At 41.1% G+C, this 19,883-nt stretch carries 15 protein-coding genes; 6 read left to right on the forward strand and 9 right to left on the reverse strand.

All coding sequences use genetic code 11. From position 1 onward, the window contains the following. Window positions 1–252 precede the first annotated feature (252 nt). Together viaA and OW495_RS14160 are read right to left on the reverse strand one after the other, a co-directional pair. Window positions 253–1,698, reverse strand: coding sequence for an ATPase RavA stimulator ViaA (gene viaA, locus OW495_RS14155; protein WP_065105819.1), 1,446 nt, complete (start codon window positions 1,696–1,698; stop codon window positions 253–255). Between the two features lie 11 nt (window positions 1,699–1,709). Further along, window positions 1,710–3,365, reverse strand: coding sequence for an ATPase RavA domain-containing protein (locus OW495_RS14160; protein WP_102514467.1), 1,656 nt, complete (start codon window positions 3,363–3,365; stop codon window positions 1,710–1,712). A gap of 287 nt (window positions 3,366–3,652) precedes the next feature. Here OW495_RS14160 and OW495_RS14165 point away from each other — a divergent pair, with 287 nt between their 5' ends. From OW495_RS14165 to OW495_RS14185, 5 genes are all read left to right on the forward strand, one after another. After that, entirely contained in the window at window positions 3,653–4,168 is a 516-nt protein-coding gene (locus OW495_RS14165; protein WP_029225657.1) for an NUDIX hydrolase, read from the forward strand. Between the two features lie 39 nt (window positions 4,169–4,207). Continuing rightward, on the forward strand, window positions 4,208–5,212 hold the full coding sequence (gene ltaE / locus OW495_RS14170) for a low-specificity L-threonine aldolase (RefSeq protein ID WP_102514466.1): 1,005 nt from the start codon (window positions 4,208–4,210) through the stop codon (window positions 5,210–5,212). A gap of 382 nt (window positions 5,213–5,594) precedes the next feature. Next, on the forward strand, window positions 5,595–5,849 hold the full coding sequence (locus OW495_RS14175) for a hypothetical protein (RefSeq protein ID WP_133153989.1): 255 nt from the start codon (window positions 5,595–5,597) through the stop codon (window positions 5,847–5,849). 97 nt (window positions 5,850–5,946) lie between these two features. Beyond that, on the forward strand, window positions 5,947–7,569 hold the full coding sequence (locus OW495_RS14180; protein ID WP_102514464.1) for a response regulator: 1,623 nt from the start codon (window positions 5,947–5,949) through the stop codon (window positions 7,567–7,569). A 174-nt stretch (window positions 7,570–7,743) separates the two neighbouring features. After that, entirely contained in the window at window positions 7,744–8,337 is a 594-nt protein-coding gene (locus OW495_RS14185) for a response regulator transcription factor (RefSeq protein WP_102514463.1), read from the forward strand. Between the two features lie 92 nt (window positions 8,338–8,429). Here the strand turns inward: OW495_RS14185 and OW495_RS14190 are convergent, their stop codons facing one another. The 6 genes from OW495_RS14190 to OW495_RS14215 form a co-directional block, all read right to left on the reverse strand. Beyond that, the gene (locus OW495_RS14190; RefSeq protein ID WP_289887143.1) at window positions 8,430–9,314 is read right to left on the reverse strand and encodes a LysR family transcriptional regulator; all 885 of its coding nucleotides are present in this window, start codon (window positions 9,312–9,314) and stop codon (window positions 8,430–8,432) included. Window positions 9,315–9,496: 182 nt separating this feature from the next. Further along, window positions 9,497–10,855, reverse strand: coding sequence for a diguanylate cyclase (locus tag OW495_RS14195; protein ID WP_157939949.1), 1,359 nt, complete (start codon window positions 10,853–10,855; stop codon window positions 9,497–9,499). 23 nt (window positions 10,856–10,878) lie between these two features. After that, complete coding sequence (locus tag OW495_RS14200) at window positions 10,879–11,466, reverse strand: response regulator transcription factor (protein WP_102514460.1); 588 nt, start codon at window positions 11,464–11,466, stop codon at window positions 10,879–10,881. Beyond that, window positions 11,463–12,629 (reverse strand): EAL domain-containing response regulator, encoded by a 1,167-nt coding sequence (locus OW495_RS14205; RefSeq protein ID WP_289887144.1) that lies wholly within the window; start codon window positions 12,627–12,629, stop codon window positions 11,463–11,465. Before OW495_RS14205 ends, OW495_RS14200 begins: the two co-directional genes overlap by 4 nt. After that, window positions 12,619–16,260, reverse strand: a complete 3,642-nt coding sequence (locus tag OW495_RS14210; protein ID WP_289887145.1) for a transporter substrate-binding domain-containing protein — start codon at window positions 16,258–16,260, stop codon at window positions 12,619–12,621. The genes OW495_RS14205 and OW495_RS14210 overlap by 11 nt, the downstream gene beginning before the upstream one ends. 430 nt (window positions 16,261–16,690) lie before the next feature. After that, the gene (locus OW495_RS14215) at window positions 16,691–17,611 is read right to left on the reverse strand and encodes a LysR family transcriptional regulator (RefSeq protein WP_102514457.1); all 921 of its coding nucleotides are present in this window, start codon (window positions 17,609–17,611) and stop codon (window positions 16,691–16,693) included. A gap of 122 nt (window positions 17,612–17,733) precedes the next feature. Between OW495_RS14215 and OW495_RS14220 the strand changes: the two genes are divergently transcribed. Further along, a complete protein-coding gene (locus OW495_RS14220; RefSeq protein WP_289887146.1) occupies window positions 17,734–18,858 on the forward strand; it encodes a DUF1254 domain-containing protein in 1,125 nt (374 codons plus the stop codon). Window positions 18,859–18,974: 116 nt separating this feature from the next. On the opposite strand, the gene OW495_RS14225 is transcribed toward OW495_RS14220, so the two are convergent. Beyond that, complete coding sequence (locus OW495_RS14225) at window positions 18,975–19,553, reverse strand: hypothetical protein (RefSeq protein WP_289887147.1); 579 nt, start codon at window positions 19,551–19,553, stop codon at window positions 18,975–18,977. Window positions 19,554–19,883: the final 330 nt, after the last annotated feature.

The raw sequence follows: 19,883 nt of genomic DNA on the forward strand, positions 1-19,883 counted from the left end.
CGAACCGAGGTCCACGGATTTGCAATCCGCTGCATAGCCACTCTGCCAAGGCGCCATTTTTCAACACGTTAGAACCGACTAAACGTTAGCCCCGCTGTGTTCGGGTGCCTACTTTACGGATTGAGTGAAGATAGTCAAACAAAAATGTGAATTTAAATTCTGTTTGCTGACATTTAAATCAAATTGCTGCATGTTCGATCTTTTTATTCAAAAAGCATACAGCAAAGTCGATTCATTTAAGGTGTTTGCGCACTACCACTTTTTCATGAAGCGGCCAACGAGGCTTGGATGATACGACCAACAGTGATCAAACATGGTCATAAGTTGAGGGTTACCATACTTAGAAAGACTAACTGCATGGAAACGGTTTTTGTGCGTTTTAAGTTTCTCGACTTGAGCAATCATTTCATCAGACTGCTTTGGCGCGATAAAGTCAGAAAGCACGATTAAATCAGCATTCTTGTACTTGTCGCCCATCATCAAATCTATCGACTTCATTAGCACTGGCTCAAGGTCTGTCCCGCCGTGGAATGAGTAACTTAGGAAGTCACTGGCTTCACGCAGACCGTCTTGTCGAGTCAATTCATAAGTAATGTGTTCTGAAGAGAACAAAATCACATAACAATCGCGCTCTTCAGCCAAGGCGATTTGCATCAAGGCATAAGCCATCGCTTTTGCCGACTGTTCAGGGAAACCGCTCATTGAACCGGACGCATCAACACAAACAATAAATGGACCTTTTTCAATGTCCACCGATTTGCTGTCTGGCTTTTGAGCTTTGACTTTACGTAGCGTTCGAGATTTACCTTGCGAACGATAGCTAAGCAAACGCTTGTCGGCCAAGTGTTTGTAGAAAATCACTTCTAACTCTGGGTACGCTAAGAACATGGTCTCGTTCGGCAGCATTTTGTTGAGGTCATCACTTTCATGAATCCCAACAATATCATCGACTGCCTCATCACTCTTCTCTTCAACCATCTGTAGTTCTTCTACAGGGGCTTTGTGCAAAGAAGGATCATCTTCTAAGCCAGCCATACGACCGAGTTTTTCCGCAATTTCTTGAAGGCCTTTGTGCTTATTTAGAAACTCCGCATGACGCTTCATTACTGTTAGGTCGGTTTTACTCAACTTAGCCGAAGCCATGTCCCACAAGCGCCCTACACTGCCTTCATCACCAGACTCCGTCACTTTATCCATGTTTTTCATGGTTTCCATGCGTTGATAAAGGTCAGCTAAAACTTTTTCTTTGCTTGTTTCAAGTTCGGTTACTTGAGCTTGCTTAATCGCATCTGAAAGCGATTGATACCACTGGTCGCAAAAGTAGTGTGGAAACATTGCGTTATAAACGCCTTTGTTGTTTTCCATTAAACGTCTTGCTTGAAGGTAGAACGCTGAGTGCCACTCCAATTTTTTGATGACACTGTCAATCTCATCAAAAAACTGGGGTTCATCCCAGTAGATAACCTCTTGGTACAATGCAATTTCTTCTTGGAAACGATCGGTTTCACACACTTTAGTGACGCGTTTTTTTACTTTACCGCGCCACTTAACCAAATGGTTTTTGACCGACGTTTTCACGCCCTTGTTCTCAGCAGCCATCATGACTTGAGAACGAGCGATGAGATCATTCATCGCTGTATCAATGATTCCTGAGTCAGCTACCATCAAAGCGAGGTTTAAGCCGTCTGCTCCTAACATATGCTCTCCCCTTACTCGAAGTACTGACTCATGAACTTAATACGCTGTGCGATCTTACTGCTCTTCACTTTCGTGGTTTCAAGATCTTGAGTTACAGCTTGCAAGCTTGCTTCCATTGCCTTCGGTAAATCAGGATCAATATAGTTGTGAGGCAACGCATCATGGAATTCAGTTCGAACTCTCTTTAGCTTGAATTCAGCTTCGGTCAACTGCTCTAACGCTCTCTCAGCACCACTCAACCACTTGTTATACAATTCTTGGTCTAAACCGTCGGTAGTCACCACACTCACCAATACAGAGCGATTGGCAATATCTTTAATTACTAATTGGTTCGATGCATCCAAGTCGAGTTTTAAACGGCATAGGTTTTTATTTTCATTTACGTAACCGTAAATATCACCGTGGCCTTCTTTAAGCGCACGATCAAAATCATCCTTGGCTACGTATACCCAACGGCTATCGCCTTTCTCAGATTCAGAAACCGACATGTTGCTTTGCAGCATAACCAGTTTAACTAAGTTGTAAGCACTGCCGACGCTGTACATTTTCGCGTTCTTGATATCGCTTTGGTAAACGTCTTTACGCAGTAAGCCGCTGGTTGACTCCATAGAGAGCGACACCGATAACGTTGATTCAACATCATCTTGAATATCTTCAAGCTCTTCACGTGACATTTCGACTTGAGATTTCGACTCCTGCTGATCAAACGCTCGGTTTAATGCAAAGTCTTTAACTACACTACGAACCACATCACGTGATTCTGGGCTATGCCACAAGCAATCCTGCAGAAGCATAATGTCCAGCGGATTTACGCTATCACGGCCACTGAAGAATGCACTCGCTTTCAATAGTTTGACCGCTTTCTTCCAACGTCTGTCTGAGACATACAATTCAGACTCTGATGATGAGCCCTGATTCTTAACTGTCTCTTCCAACATGGTTTTCAGTTCAAACAACTTGTTAAACGAGTTGTCCGTCAATTCAAGCTTATCGAGTTCTTTCTGCCATTGATGGTATTCAATATCCGTAATTGCCAAACCCTTTGGAATCACAGCTTCTTGAGATGTGCCCGTCGTCAGCATCGATTTGAAGTTTTGTTTGTTTTGAATACGGTTTACGAACACGCGAACCAACATTCGGTCGTAAAGAGCTTCTAAGCCGCTGTCTTCATCTGGAAGTTCGTTAGAGGCTGAAACCAACAAGCGCATAGGCACGCGCTCGATGTCTGCGCCATTTTTAAATGTCTTTTCATTCACTACAGTGAGAAGCGTATTTAGGATCGCAGGACCTGCTTTCCAGATCTCATCAAGAAATACGACTTGTGCGGTTGGTAGGTAACCCTCGGTCAGTCTTACGTAACGACCGTTGTCTTTTAATTCTTGGATACTTAGCGGGCCAAACACTTCCTCTGGTGTAGAGAAACGTGTCATCAAATATTCGAAATAGCTACTGTTGTCAAAAGCCTGAATGAGGCGTTTAGCGATAAGGCTTTTTGCGATGCCCGGAGGGCCTAATAGAAACACACTTTCACCGGCAAGAGCCGCCAGTAAACAAAGCTTGATGGTGTCTTCTCTTTCATAAACGCCATCAGAGAGTGCATGCGCTAATTTATTGATTCTTTCAGAGAGTAGCGCCTTGTCAGCATGTGAGGAAATAGAAGGGTTCATGCGTTACTCCGAAAATCTTTGAACAGTTGAGAGTGTAGATACGTTTTTATACATTTGTTAGCACTTTGTTACAAGCATCTTTTATTATTGAGTTGCCTTTATATCAGATGGTTACGCTGCAATTTTTGCGTAATCATAGATTCCAATTATGAGAGTAGCATCACGAACGGCGTGAAATTAAATCTATTGTTAAGCCTAATTTTTCTTTTATTTTCGACACCATAGACGTTATGGTGGTGCACGTCTTCAGTTATCCGAAAAATTGGCAAGGAATGTGGCCAGACTGCATGAGTAAAGTTATCCATCAATGGAAAAGTATTTCTCTCATAGAAGAGAACGTGACGCTCCCTACGAACGTCGTGGTAAAACATACAACAATAAACCACCCCGGCGCGGCAGTTATTCTTCCTATCACTTCGTCTGGAAAAATCATCCTCATTAATCAGTTTCGCCCTTCTCTTAAAAAATGGCTTTTAGAATTACCGGCGGGCACCATGGAAATTGGTGAGACACCTCTTGAATGTGCCCAGCGAGAGTTGGAAGAAGAAACAGGTTACAGTGCAACTTCTTTTCAAAGCTTAGGACAAGTTACCCCTTTAGCTGGATTCTGTGATGAGATTCAGCATTTGTTCGTCGCCAAAGACTTAAGCCTCACTACCCGCTTTAAATGCGACGAAGATGAAGTCATAGAGGTGATCGAACTAAGCCTAGAAGAACTGCACGACAAAATACGACACGATCAAATTACCGATACCAAAACTATCGCTTGTTTAAGCAAAGCCCAACTATGCGGCTATCTATAGCCAATTATATGACTACCTAAAGTACTCTAGGAGAGAAACATGGACTTTCGTTCTGATACCGTAACTAAACCCTCACAAGCCATGCGTGATGCAATGGCAAATGCAGAAGTGGGTGATGATGTTTATGGCGATGACCCAACCGTAAACGAACTAGAGCAATGGGCAGCGAATGAGACCGGCTTTGAAGCGGCGATGTTCACTTCTTCTGGTACACAAGCCAACCTACTGGGTTTAATGGCACACTGTGAGCGTGGTGACGAATACCTTTGTGGCCAACAAGCGCACAACTATAAGTACGAAGCCGGTGGCGCTGCAGTACTTGGCTCGATTCAACCTCAGCCAATCGAGAACAACCCAGACGGCACGTTAGATTTCAAAAAGCTTGCTGCTGCGATTAAGCCAGACGACAGCCACTTTGCACGTACTAAGCTGCTTAGTTTAGAAAATACGATTAATGGCAAAGTACTTCCAATGTCTTACCTAGCGGAAGCTCGTGAGTTCGTAAACCAACACGGCCTGCAAATGCACCTCGACGGCGCGCGCGTATACAATGCGGCAGTGGCACTGGATGTTCACATTAAAGAGATCGCACAACACTTCGATTCAATGACGATCTGTTTATCAAAAGGCTTAGGCGCGCCGATTGGCTCTCTACTTCTTGGTAGTAAAGAGTACATAGCCAAAGCACGCCGCCTACGTAAAATGGTGGGTGGCGGTATGCGTCAGGCTGGCATTCTTGCCGCAGCAGGTAAAATGGCTCTCACGGAGAACGTGGCTCAACTTAAAACTGACCACGACAATGCAAAAAATCTAGCGATTGGTTTAAACAAGTTAGAAGGCTTTTCTGTTAACCCTGATTTCATCCAAACTAACATTGTGTTTGCTAAATTAGATGAATCCATAGATATCAACCGCATCGCACAAGAGTTAGGTGAACAAGGCATTACTATGTCACCAGGTAATCCTGTTCGCTTTGTTACTCACCGTGATATTAGCGCAGAAGACATTGCTCGATTCCTAATCGCTATCGAGAAGTTGCTATAAATTCGTGACGTAAGATCGCTCATGAATTTGATTGAACTTACTGACAATCAGCTCAGTATTGCTACAAAAAGACCATTTAGCGTTTAGCGTTAATGGTCTTTTTTTATTTCAACTACCCATTTTATTGAACACTCTATTTTTCCATCCGTATTAAATATACTTCTACGTAGCCACCTACCAATATACACTTTAAATATTGAACACATCGATTTAATAAGTCTGACGTATTTCCATTAACTGACCATAATAGATACCCTTTCTTTCCAATATTTCAATCAATATTCTTATGCAATCTAGACCGAGTAAATCCAATAACATCGATTGGTTAAATAACTACCCTAGCGATCAAAGAGCTTACCTTGCTGAGGTTTACGTTAGCGTCATGCAAGAAGACTTAGAGCGACTAAGGGATACAAAGCCTGAGCGCACAACCACCTTACAAGTCATTCACCGTATGAAAGGTGGCCTTTCATCAATCGGACACTTTTCGCTAGAGCAAAAAATTAAAGCGGAAGAGACAGCATTGAAATTAGGAAATAATAGTGTTGAAGAAACCAACCTCAACACTATTAAATTAATTTCACATAGCGTTAATTTAGTTGAGAACTGGCTAGAGATTAATGACGTAGGAAATTAATCGAATCAATGTAGGACTTTTCTTATTTTAACTCAGTATCGATTTTAGCTATTTCCGTTTTGTTACAATTAGCTAAATTTGGTCAACAGTTAAAATAATGAATAAAGATATTAAAAAATATACGGTATTGGTTGCAGACGACTCTCGCCTGGTTACAAGCAGTGTGACCACAATCTTGCGCCAAATCGGCTTTGAGTCCATATCTTATGCATACAAACCTTTCGACGTGATTCATCAATGCCGTCAGAACGCGTTTGATATTATTATCTGTGACTATAACTTCCAAACCCAATTGACTGGCTATCAGCTTTTGGAAGAGCTCAAACACGCTCGAATCTTAAAATCGACCACGGTTTTTATGTTCCTCACAGGCGAAAATGATTACAACGTCGTGCGCTCAATCGTGGACTCTGACCCTGACGATTACCTACTTAAACCGTTTAACAAGCAGTTCTTTATCAAACGAATATTTTCAGCCCTCAATCGAAAATTGGTCCTTGCACCAATCTTTGAAAAGTTAACTGAATTCGATTTTACTGGTGTTGTACGTGAGTGCGATGATCTTCAACCGTTTCACCCTGAATACTCAAAGCTTATCCGAAAATATAAAGCCTCTGCGTTATTGAAAAGTAAGCAATTTAATAAGGCTCAGGAGGAGTATGAGAGCCTTCTCGAAGAGGATGACTTAGACTGGATCAAAACAGGTCTTGCAAGCACGCTGATTGAAACAGACCAAATGGATGAAGCAAAAGAGATACTAAGCCTAGTTAAATCAAAGAAAAACAACCCCTACTTTCACGACGAAATGTCGAACATATATTCGATTGAAGACGACCTACCCAACGCGATCGATCACTTGAAGCAGTCAGCGATGTTACTCGATGCGGGTGCGCACCGTGAATTGGTGATCGCGAATTTATCTATCGCTGCAGAAGCGTATCAAGATGCTTTTACCTATATGAAAAGGTACTACGAAAAGAACATTAATACCTTTCGTGGTGGGTTTTATACCAAGATTAACTACATGCGTACTTTTCTTTACAAGCAACCGCTTGGCGGCTCAATAAACCTCTTTGAAAGGCAGCTTGCTTCGTACAACTCAATTCTCAATGATATCGGCAAAACGCCAGAGCTTATACTTCAGGACAAATTGATTTCTGCTCACACTGCATTGATCAAAGGCGACCTAAAAACAGCAACTCTGAGTATAAAACAAGCGTTGAATTATACTTCTGATTTCCACTTTTATGACCTCTACCACCTGTGCTTCTTATTAGAACAGTGCTCTTTCTTGAGCGAAACGCCGACGTTCGTGAAAAGGTTGGAAAACAGCATTAATCAAGACCAACACCCAAGTATTATTCGTAGCCAAATTCATATGCTTAACGGTTTTAGGGAACGTCTACAAACCTCACAGCAGCAATTGAGTAATATCCGCAAAGAGATGGTGTTAATGAAATCGTCCGAGCGTTTAACGAAAGACAAACACCTTGATTATTATTTAGACATTCACGACCTTTTGCCACACTCAAAAAAGACCTGTTTGGCAATCATCAAGCTTTCAGCTTTACTGAGCACGCCCTATGAAGGCAAGCACGATATTCGTATCAAAATTAACAAGTGCAATGACGTATTGGTTAACTTACACACAAAAGAAGAGCTAAGCAGTATCAATTACAATCAAATCTTGTACAAAGCCCGAGGTAGAGCCACCTACTAGTGACGCTAGTTTTCGGGAGAGCAATAAGCTAACACCCTCTTAAACAACCTGATTTTCAAAATATTAAAATGTCATTTTCACCCTAACTACTTTGTTTTTACATAGAATTATGGCTTATCACAATCTTAGAACTCAAAGAGACAGGATGTCACACAGCAATATTTTAGGTGACTTATGAAAAATCAGAACGTTCTAATCATAGATGAACAACCGCTTTATCGTGAAGCTCTTGCTGAGTTGGTGATGGACGCGTTAGAGGTTGAAGATCTGCATAAAACCACAGATACCGATAGAATTCTAAAGCTAGTGAAAAGTCAGAGCATTGATTTGATTGTTCTTGATGTGACCTTGGCCAACAACGATGGTATTAACCTCGCTAAAATAATCAAAGCACACGGTTATGAAGGCAAGTTACTGTTTGTTTCTTCGTCAGATAGCTCAAGCTTGTCAGAGGCGGCTCATTCATTAGGTGCCAACGGATTCCTGAGTAAGAGCGAGAGCCATGAATCCATTCGCTTCGCCCTATCCAGCATTATGAAAGGTTATTCGTTGTTCAAATCTGGTGATAAGAACAGTGGCAAGAACACAAAACTCTCTAACAAAGAAGCGATCGTGTATCAGTACCTGATTCAAGGGCACTCGAACAAGCTTATTTCAGAAAAACTATCTCTAAGTGCCAAAACTATCAGCACCTATAAAACACGGATCCTAAGCAAGTACAGAGCCAATTCAATCGTTGAACTGGTCCAACTGAACGATACACTTTAGTCTCTTAGCTCACCTTAACTTGGCTGGAATGGCTGGCTGTTCGTCACCTACAGCCCTATTGATCTATTTACTTATCTAGTGAGCCAGTGAGCCTAGTTTAAGTATTTCTCCATCACATCAATAAGCAATCGATGTAGCGCGTTGTTGCGGTGGGTTTGCTTGATGTAAGCCGCGATTTTGGGGCGACCTGTCGCATAATATGATTCTGGTATTTCAATCGATTTAAAGCCTTCAATCGAACGACCAAAGTTCATCATTATGGTGGCACATCTTCGACGCTTTAACAGTCCGAGTAATAGCCCAACATCCCCAACAGTGACCTTAGATTCAATTTCAAATCCTTTCTTCTCTAAAATCATTCTGACCACTTGCTTGGAGTCCTTCCAGCCCTTTAGCTCCAAGAAAATAAAGGGCAATGACAATGCCGTTTCTAACGAGTCTGCTTCCATGTCATCAGGAAGTACGATGCCGACTGGCAGTGAACCAACAGGTAGTTGATAGATGCTCTTAGGACAGTCTTCATTAAAATTGTGCATGTACACGTCTACATTGCCATCTAAGATACTTTCGATCGGGCGATCACTGGGACTCACGATACTAATGGGTGCATTCGGAAACAGTTCAAACAGGTCATTCAATATCAGTTCACCCAGAAAGTACTGCGCAACTTGAGGAATCGAGATAGTGATGGGTTTGTCATAAATTAGCGGGTCAAAAGCACTCGTCCCCATACAAGATTCAAGGCTGTCTAATCCCGCCTGAATGACTGGAAGCTGCTTCTTAAGAAAATCCGTACTTTCAAAATGGTGTGCATGTCGAATAAACAACTCGTCACCAAGCTGCTCTCTTAAGCGAGCAAGGTACTTACTGATCGATGCCTCGCTCTTGCCAAGAATCTTAGCCACCGGCTTAAGTTGTTGGTGTTTATCTAACAACACCAAGATACGTAGAAGATTTAGATCTAAATCTTTATTCACAGCAATAACCCTTCATCGTAAATTCATAAACTTAGCTAACATGTACACGTTAGTATCTAAGTTTAGTCAATACAAGTGAGCGAGCCATTGCTGACGCTACCCTTTCCACTAGCCGCAAGATCTGACGTTCATCTAACATAACAAAACATCAAATCGATAGGTTAGATGAAATATGCACCCAATTAACGCTGCGCTTTTTGCTCATAAAGCTTTTCATCAGCTTTGTGAAGCACATTTTCCAGTGACTCACTCGCACCTTTAAATGCGACCCCTACACTCACCGACACATCAAACCCCAATGAAGCAACTTTAGATTCTGTCACTTGCCTTTCTAAGATCTCCGAAGCTTTCTTAGCATTTTCAAAACTGCAATTCGGCATAATAACGATAAATTCATCGCCACCAACTCTTATCAAGAAGTCATCACGGCGGAAAACGTCTTTCATTGAATGAGCGATGTGTTGAATCACTTCATCTCCCCAACTGTGACCAAGATTATCGTTGATCTTTTTAATTCGGTCACCATCGATGGCGATAACCGAACACGCTTTTCCTTGCACCGCTTGATTGAAAGACGGCTCGTTATAAATTCGACGGTTGTACAACCCTGTCAGCTCGTCTTTTAACGCCGAGTGTTTCGCGTCCACCAATTCGTCTTTGGCGATCCTGGCCTTATTGACATAAAAGAGATAATTAAGACTAGTGAGCAGCAAAACAACAAACACCCAAAAGTAATCAATAATCAACTTCGAGTATGGATAGCGATACGTATAAGTGGTCTGGTTATCCGCAACAGTCGTCTTACTGTAATTGAGATAGGAATACGGGTAACCTGGATATGTGACAATCAAGTTATTGATATTGTTTTCAGTCTCATACCCCACATCTAAACCACCGCTTATATAAAGTTCTATATTCACGTTCAACACGTAGTCACCAATGATGTTTCCCTCATCATAAACTGGAGTCACAATCGAAATGATTTCCTTTTGGCTTATCAGCCCAATGTGAGGCGGCGATATGATTACCCGATCCGTCAATTGGTATTCTTTCGCGGTGATCGAACACACCTCACTTCCCAGGCAAATATCCTGCGATAGATTCGCCTCAGAGGGGGTGAAGTCCTCAAATTTATTAGGAAATATGTATTTCGAACCCGAATACGAACGATAGAAATAGACAAAGTTATCTTCAATTCCTCCGAGATTCTGATACAACGAAATTTGGTGCATGAGATTCCTAACTGCAATTTCGGCTTCGTTCAATTCAGGGTCACCTAACACATAGATGCTATCAACAAAGTTAATGTCATCAACGTTGTCAAAGTCATGACTACCCACGCCTGATGTTTGATTAATCTGAGATTCCGTAAACAAACCCAACAGAACTAAGTTGTCTTTATGTCTATCCAACTGCAACGTGCTTAAATCAAACTCTTTGATGTCATTGTTGATTGCTACCGTTCCAAAACTGACGATAAACAATAGAAATGACATTGAAGACAATGTCAGTGAAATCGTCGCCATTTTAAATTTAGGCATTAATTTGATGATTCGTTTAGTCGTCATAATTCAATCACTCTCGACAACTCGACAATACTGTCAACGCTGTACTTGGTAAGCATCCTTCTTTTATAAGTACTGACTGTTTTATCACTAATAGAGAGAAACTCAGCGGCATCTTTATTCGTCATTCCCTTTAGCAATAATTTAGCTACCGTTGCTTCACGAGCAGAAAGCTTAAGCGTTTGTACTGTACTTTTGGGGTCATTCATCTCTTTAAAAAATGAGTAACCTTTCACAATGGCTTCAATCGCGTCTTTGAGTACGTTGTAATGCTCTGATTTGCAAACATAACCATGAGCTCCCACTTTGAATGCCATTTCGCTGTAGTAAGCACTGGTTTCAGCTGAATAGAAAACGACTCGCCCTTTAAACCCATGCGCTCTAATACGACGATAAAAGTCAAAGCCATCGCAATCATTCAAATTTACATCCAAGATCAGTAAGTCGATGTTTGATTTACGAACAAACTCATTAGCGACTTTCAATTCTGAAGCTAGGTAGACTTGACCTATGTGCGGTGAGGATTCAACGAGTGATTTTATGGCCACACAAACCAAGGGATGATCATCGAAGATTAAACAGTTCATTTGATATCTATATCTAAGTTAGTAACAAGTTCTAACGGCAATGGCTTTGACACAAAATACCCCTGACAGACCTCCACACCGTACTCTTTTAACAAAGACCAAGTCTCATGGTCTTCTACACCTTCAGCAACAAGCTTGATACCAAGGTTTCTCGCTAAACCGCATATTGATAAAACGATATTCTTTTTCTTTTGATCATCTTTGATTTCAAAGACAAACGAACGGTCAATTTTCATTTCGTTGAACGGCAGTTGAGCCAACTTTTCCAGGGTCGAATTACCCGTCCCAAAATCATCAATCGATACTGACACGTCATTCACCCTCAGCTTAGTGAGGTTCTTGTACAAAGAGACACTGTTACGATAGGTGTCACGCTCGGTGATCTCGATAATGAAAGCCGAAGGGCTCACCTCTCGCTCTAGGCATCGAGTAATAAAGGTTTGGGCAAAGTCGCTGTCTTCCAAATTGAATTGATCGACATTAATGGCAATTTTCTTGTCCAGATTTCGAGTTTTAATGTCATCTAGCGCGTTGTTTAGAACGGTATCAAACAACTCTGCAGACAACTGCCATCGAGTGACAATAGGCAAGAACACATCTGGGGTTAGCACGCCATATTCAGGGTGAACCCATCGAGCCAACGCTTCATAACCAGACAAATGTTCCGTGACAAAGTCTACTTTCGGTTGGTAATAGTTCTGTATTTGTCCTTTTGCCAAAGCAACCAAAAACTCTTCATCGGTTACCTCTGTCTTCTTCCTTTCTGGGGAAAGCTTATTGGCCGTTTTAAGCCTCATCGCCAATACATCTTCAATCGATTTCTGGGTATATGGCTTTTCAATGATATCCAACACATCGAACGGGAAACCTTCACACATCGCACGAATAGCCGAAATCACAGTCAGTTCCACAGAGCTAATTAACACCACATTCCCTTGGTAATTCGCCTCGTCCAACATAAACATCATGTCTATCCCGTCATGCACTGGCATCTGAATATCACAAAAGATGATGTCGTACTTCTTTTCAGCCAAGCTCTCACAAGCGTCTAATGCATTGTCAAAAACGGTAACCTTGCTACCTAGCTTGATTAACAATTGCTTTAGTAAGATAAGATGAATGGGATGATCATCAACAATCATGATTTCGAGATTAGTATTCATTGGCTTTTAACCACACTTTTGTAAATTCAATTTCTGACTCAATGGCCCTAACTAACTTCCCTAATTTTTCTTTATTCGCTTTCGGTTCACAGCACTCAACGTCGTGACACAACACAGCGATATCATTTGCACCGACTGCGTTTAACGCTCCTTTTATTCGATGAAGCGTTCGGTTGATTGTTGGCGAATTGATGTCAACACGCGCCACATCTTCGCTCATGGTATTGATGAACACATTGGCAACCGCAATTGCATCATCTTTGTCGAATCGTTCTAGCCAAGTTGGCGCCTGGTTTGAAGGCGTTGCATGCTTCTCGAGAATATCCAACAACTTGGAAACACTGTATGGCTTGTAAAGAATGTCATCGATCGCGATATCTTTGGTCTTTTCTCGTGCAACACGAGAGTCTTCTGCGGTGATACCAATCACAACAATACCTTTGAACTGGTCACTGTTCTTAATCTTGCTGGCTAGCTCATAACCATCCAGTTCAGGCATGTGAAAATCAGTAAGTAGCAATTTAATCGGGTTCTGATTAATGTATTCCCACGCCTGAAGACCGTTATCCACAAACACAGGTTTGATGCCGATCTCATTCATTTGTAGCGTCATGACACTTTGATTGATTGGGTTATCTTCTGCGATGAGTACATCGCCATGTTTCCATTCTCTGACCGCTTTCGGGGTTGGTACATTGATGGCGTGCTCATCTGATTTCACGATCAAATTCAATAAACTGTCTGGGTATTTCAATTGTTCATGTTCAATTGTGACCAGATCATTCATACCTCGGCGAAAGGTCATATCAACATGGTTAGATTGAGAGTTCCGTATGGTGCTCAGATCCGGCATATTCTCGGATTCCGTCAACCTCCACTCGTGACACCAACCTCTTAAATTATCTGGTAGGTCGCGTGAGTAAGTCAGATCTCGAATCTCATAATCTGCACTGCCTTCGTTTTCGTTTAGGACAAACGGAATCGAAACGTTAATCGTAGTACCACGACTCAGTTCAGACTCAATATGAAGCTCACCACCCATGCATTGCAGGAGTTGATCAACAATGCTAAGCCCTAGCCCTGTGCCACCGAACTGTCTGGTAATGGTGTCATCAGCCTGCACGAAAGGTTTCAGTACTTGCTCTTGCTGTGTAGGAGTCATACCAATGCCCGTGTCCGTCAACTCTACAATTAACTGACCATCGACAACTGCAACCACTACACTGATCTCACCTTGTGAGGTGAACTTCACTGCATTCGATAGCAAATTCGTCAGTATCTGAGCGACGCGAATGCCATCAACCATTACCCAACGAAAAGCAAAGGGATGAATCTCGACGCTGTAACTAAGGTTCTTACTTTTCGAAATGGGTTCAAAGGTTCTGAAAACGTCACAAAGAAGGAGTAACAGTTCGACCTTTTCAGCCTGAACAGATAACACACCCGATTCGATCTTCGACAAATCAAGTACACCATCCACCAACTTATTTAAGTGATCGAGAGAACGAATGGCTTGGTCGACTAAATGGCTGTCTTTATTGTTACTCGCATTGATCTTGATTATGTCGAGCAACCCATGCACAGCAGATAAAGGCGTGCGAAGCTCGTGACTCATGGTGGTTAGCAGGCTCTCTCTTGCTTCAACTGCTAGTTTGGCTTCTTTCTCTGCGTTGATTAACGCGTTCTCACGCTTCTTTTGCGCGGAAATATCGAGCAAAGAAGTCAGAATAAAACGCTTATCACTACTCGACGAAGCGATGGTTTTGCTTTCTCGGTGCACATCGGAGATATCCAAACGACAGTCTTTGGCCAAATGGGTATCGTTAAGGCTCTCGCCGTCAATGATGGTTCTAATCTCAATCTGATTTCCGACCAATAAATCCCCGGTCACTTGAGACTTCATAGTACAAACCTGACATTCATTAGATTGGAACTTAGGACAGTTGCTCAACAGTATCTCGTTCTTTTCATTATGAATAAAAACGATATTGTTGATCTCTTGAATGATCTCAGAGAGCCAAATCTTCTCTTTCTCTTCATTCCCTGCATTAAGCTCAGCAAGCCTGACTTTGTAACGCAAGTTCACCAATAGCAGATAACCAAGGTATGAAAGGGTCATAAAAACTACGGCTACCAAAGCGGCAAATTTATTCACATTGCTGCTATCGTAACCGTAAACCAAATTGAATTTACGATAGTTGCGGCGAAGCTTTTCTATCTCTTCTTTACTCACCGTATCAATGATGCTGTTTAACACATTCTTTAGTTCGGCATTTTTCTTCGATACCGCAAAGGCAATTGAATAAGTAATGCCTTGGTTTTTATCAAATGTGAGTCCTTCTGAAGAGTCATTCAGAATCATTGAGTACGTAATATCACTCGGAACGTAAGCTGCCGATATTTCGCCACTTTTAAGATCATCAAGGATTTTTTTCATATCTCGATAACGTGTGATATTTATGTCTTCACGTTGACCGACATTAATTATTCCCTGCTTACTGACACTAAGAAGAATGCCCTTTTTGTCCGATTTAGGCATAGTGTTCGCTTGGGTGTATGTCACTTTAGTAAAGCTTGCACGCATGAATGGCTTGGTGATTAGCCATCTATCAGCCTTAGTTATCGTCTTGTCTCGGTATGACACTGGAACGATATCCGCGTTGTAAGAGGTGTAACTCGATTCTAGGTTCAATTCAGGGACGACATAGTCAAAACCCAATCCTGTTCTCGAAGAAACCAAAGCAAGATATTCCACCAGCATGCCATCAAGTTGTTGCTTTTCGTTTTCAAAAAGAAACGGATACGCCTCACCGCTCGAACTGTAGGTGATCACATCTTTACCGTTTTGGTGCGCTTTATACTGTGAGATGAGCTTGTCACTAACGTGGTAAGGGTTCTTTGAAGCCACTGACCGAATGCCACGCCCTTCCACTTCCCACAAAAGGATTGAGTCGATGCCTTTGATGAGATCTGAATTATCTTTACTGGAAACGAATCGAATGTTCTCTTCAGGTAGCCATACCGGCACATCAACCGCACCTCTCATCACATTCTTATGATCGAGGTATTCGTTGATTGAAACGTAGGTACTGACAAGCGCATCAGCTTTGCCCTGCAAGACCGCATTGAACGCATCATCACGGGATTTAGCTCTATAGATTTTCTGGGCGCCACGTTTTTCAACAAATTGGCAGTACACGCTTTTGTCAATACACGCCCATGTCAGTTGGTCTTGATTTTTGTTTTTCAGGTACACATCTCGGTACCAAACAGCCAGAGTCGTCGAGAAGATCGGTTCCGAAAACGAAAACTTCTTCTCCCTTTGTTCTGTTTTACTGAACCCTAATGCACCATCAATTTTGTTTGCTTCGACATCATCCAGCAGATCGGGAATATTATCGTAATGCTTAATTTCCAATTTTAAATTTAAAAAATGACTTATATTTGATAGGTAGTCTAAGCTGATTCCATAAATAGCCTCAAATTTACCACCGCCGTCATGGCTATTATTTGAGAGCACACCAACAACAATTTTATCGTCCCTTTGCTCAGATGCGACAGTAGGCTTTGGGATGACAAGACAAACCAAAGTGATAGCAAATAAAACGATTGTATTTCTAAAATTCAACATGTAACTTCCCAATAACACAGGTCGGACATCCTAAACTTGACATCTAATTTGTCAAATTAGGTAACAAACCACTATTAGAGTTAAACCACTGTTATTTAGGAAAGAAAAATCACAAGTAGGAAAATTCTTACAACTTTTTCCGCTAAGGACTACGATTTAAATTCGGGAAGTTTGACGTGGGACAACACCAATAAATTAACACTCGAAAATTCATCAATAAAACATATGTATTTGTACAAGTTAATGAAAACCTCATTATTGCCATCAACAATGTATTACAAATAATTGATATGATATTGTTATAACGATGTGTAGACCGATGAGCATGAAGATCTCACTGGTCAGATTTTGGTTTCAATAATAAAGAATGTTTAACGACGCTTAAATGCTTTATCGAGACTGAATGTCGCACAAATCAATATTTACTCGACTAACCTAACCCATCAACCAACTGGACTATGTTTTCATGTAACCACAAGTAGAAAGGATCTGACTCCCTTCTTTTGTGTTGATAAAGCAAAATCTGCTTGCTATTGAATGATGGAAGCCTCGCATGACTAACTTCAACTAGGTTATGCGTATTATCGATATACAGCTCTGAAGTTGGGAATAAAGCCTCTGTTTGCGCTGCCACAGCTGCGACATTTGAGATTATTTCGGAACGAAAGACTTCGTTATAATTCAATCCTCTTTGCACTAACATATTTTCCATCATCCCCTCTTTTTCATTCCACTCAGCCAACTGTGCAATTGCAAATCGACATTCTGAAAGATATTCAAACTCCACCATCTTCTTCAGATGAATTGGATGGGATTTATTCGCATACAACTTAAAGTGGTCTTCGGCCAAATGTTTATACAATATGGCCTTGCTGCCTATTGGAACGTCGTAATTAATGCCTAACTGAATGTTATCTTTCGCTAAATTATCAAGCGTATTCTGGTTCCATATGTGGCAAGAAAACGTCACGTTCGGCGCATGCTTGGCAAGGAATAGAAACAAGATATGAGGCAATGACTGTCCTAAAAGCGGATTAATGGCCAAAGAGATATGCCCAGCATGGCTGTACGCGTCGAACTTCTTTACCGGAGTTAATGTTTTCTCTAGAAGCGCAATTAAGTCAGGGAGTGACTCTGCGATTTGATTACACCTGTAGGTAGGTTTCATTCCTTGTGGAGTCGAAACAAAGAGCTCATCATCAAGCTGCTCTCGAAGTTTCCGTAACTTCCGACTCACAGAAGGCTGAGCAAGAAAAAGTCGCTCCGCAGCATGGGTAACATTTTGCTCTTCTATCAAAACATGTAGAACCTTAAGTAGGTTAAAATCGATCTTGTTTAGCGCAGCTTTCAAAGTACCAACCTCACAGATATAACATATTTGTCATACCTGTGATTCTATATAGTCATTTCATAAATACCAAACTTTTACTTACCATTACCTCAACTTAATAAAACAGAATATGGTATTTAAAAATGAAAAAAACTCTACTTTCTTTATTAGTGGTCACGTCTTTCTCTACGGTTGCAGGAACGTCCACAAACAGCTTTAACAATGAAGATAAATCAATTGAAGATGTCTTTGCTAACATTGACTCTTCTTCGTGGGCGGTAAACCCAGAAGATCATGGTATGACGGTGCATGAGTACATAAACCAAGAAGGCATTTGGTTTGCTGACAATTTTGCTCGCAACTTTAAGTTAGGCTTAAACAACCTTCATCACTTCAAAGAACTGGCGAACAAAGACACTCGCTGGGTTGTATCACCATCCATTGATCACTTGTACTCAATGGGCGTTATCGATACCTCCAAACCATTTACAGTCGTTGTACCTGAGAACGATGGGAAATTGGTTACACTTCACCTTCAAGATATGAACCACACTCAACCATTTTATAAGGTTAGCGCAGGAACTTACGAGTTCACTCCTGAAATGTTCGATACAAAATATGTGCTGATAGGCTTGCGTTTTGCGACAGATGGAACAAAACAAAACGTTAAACGGATTACAGAAGAGCTTCAGCCGAAAGTAAAAATTATCGGTGGTGGTCAAGATCTTGAAGGATTGCCAAAGCCAAACACTGAGGCTATGGAAGCAGTTCGTACTGCATTAATGCCAGAATACGATAAGTTAAATGACACATACGATACAGTTCAATACCGAGCGCAAGATGTGACTGACTGGGAAAAGACTACTTACACTATTGCTGGAGCGTTCGGCCTATCGACAGCTGACACCGCAATGTATGCACCTTACGCACTAGAGAATGCCAAAGGTGAACAATGTTACCAAGCGACATACGAAGCACCGAAATTAGCTAGTGACCTAGGTTATTACTCAATCACTGTCTATGATTCAAAAGGTTATCTCATGTCGAACGAGAACAACATCGTTTCGACCAATCAAGGACTGACGCAAAACGAAGACGGTACATTCACGGTGGTATTCGGTGGTTCAGACTGCAAAAAACATGCGGATGACAATAACGTAAACTTTGCTCACACGCCTAAAGACAACTGGTCTTTCTTATTACGTGTCTATCAACCGAACGTTGAATCAATGAAGGTATACGCTCTACCCGAGATTGAAAAGATCTAAGTGCTTAACTATTGCTATGTATCAGAAGTTAACGTAACCAGTATGACTTAAAAAAGCGCCTCAGGCGCTCTTTAAACATATCAAAACAAAAGATTATTCCCGAATTAAACTCAGAATTAATACTCGTCGCCAAGTTGATATGTATCTAAAGAAAAGAAATTTACGTAAGACACTCTATTTTCTATTTTTATTTTTATTTTTATTTTATCATGAACAATAAAAGGAGATAAGTCATCCCCTCCCATTTTAAATATCAACCGGTCTGACTCTCTTATTTTATCTAGAACTTCAACGTCCAAATGATACTTAATAACGTGGGGGTCTTCATCAGGATCCTCTTTTTCATAATTTGATTTACTTCTATCCCAACAGTCTAACTCTTCATAGATGTTAATCAAAAAGTAATTGTCACATTCATCATTTATTATAACGGGGTATAAACTCCCTCCGTAAATATTGTTATCAATTAACTCTTTTAATGATTCAGATATCATGACATTGGGAGTGCAAAACAGCATAGGCATTGTATTATCAATAATATTATTACCTTTACTATAAAAACGCAGAACTGGCTCACCGTAAATTTGTTTTCGATAATGAAACCGTCTAAAAAATGTTGATTCTGTTGGAATTAATTTAAACCCTACCATGTCAAAGTTGGGAGTCATTACGTAATATTCGTTGTTATGGTTCACGCTACCTACCATCAGGAAGTATTGTATTCGATTTATTTACACATTAACTTTAGTCTTAAATTAAGTAGTGCCGAAGGCGCTTACTTCACTGATATCACATATCTATGAGATTAATCCCAAGACTCAAACTCATTGGGCTTGACTTTTAATCTTACGTTAGAGTCCAGAGATGTTTCAGTTCCCAATTCACAGAAGACTCAACAGCATATTCATCTTCAATCATGTCAACGGAGTTCGCAACGATACTCAAACGTCCACCACCTCTTGTCAATGAAAAGTACGTATTCTTGTTTTCATTTACTTCAAATTTCAAAAGAATGTATTCGGGTT

Origin of the sequence: Vibrio sp. 14N.309.X.WAT.E.F5, from assembly GCF_030397615.1 — a bacterium.
Lineage (GTDB): Bacteria > Pseudomonadota > Gammaproteobacteria > Enterobacterales > Vibrionaceae > Vibrio > Vibrio lentus.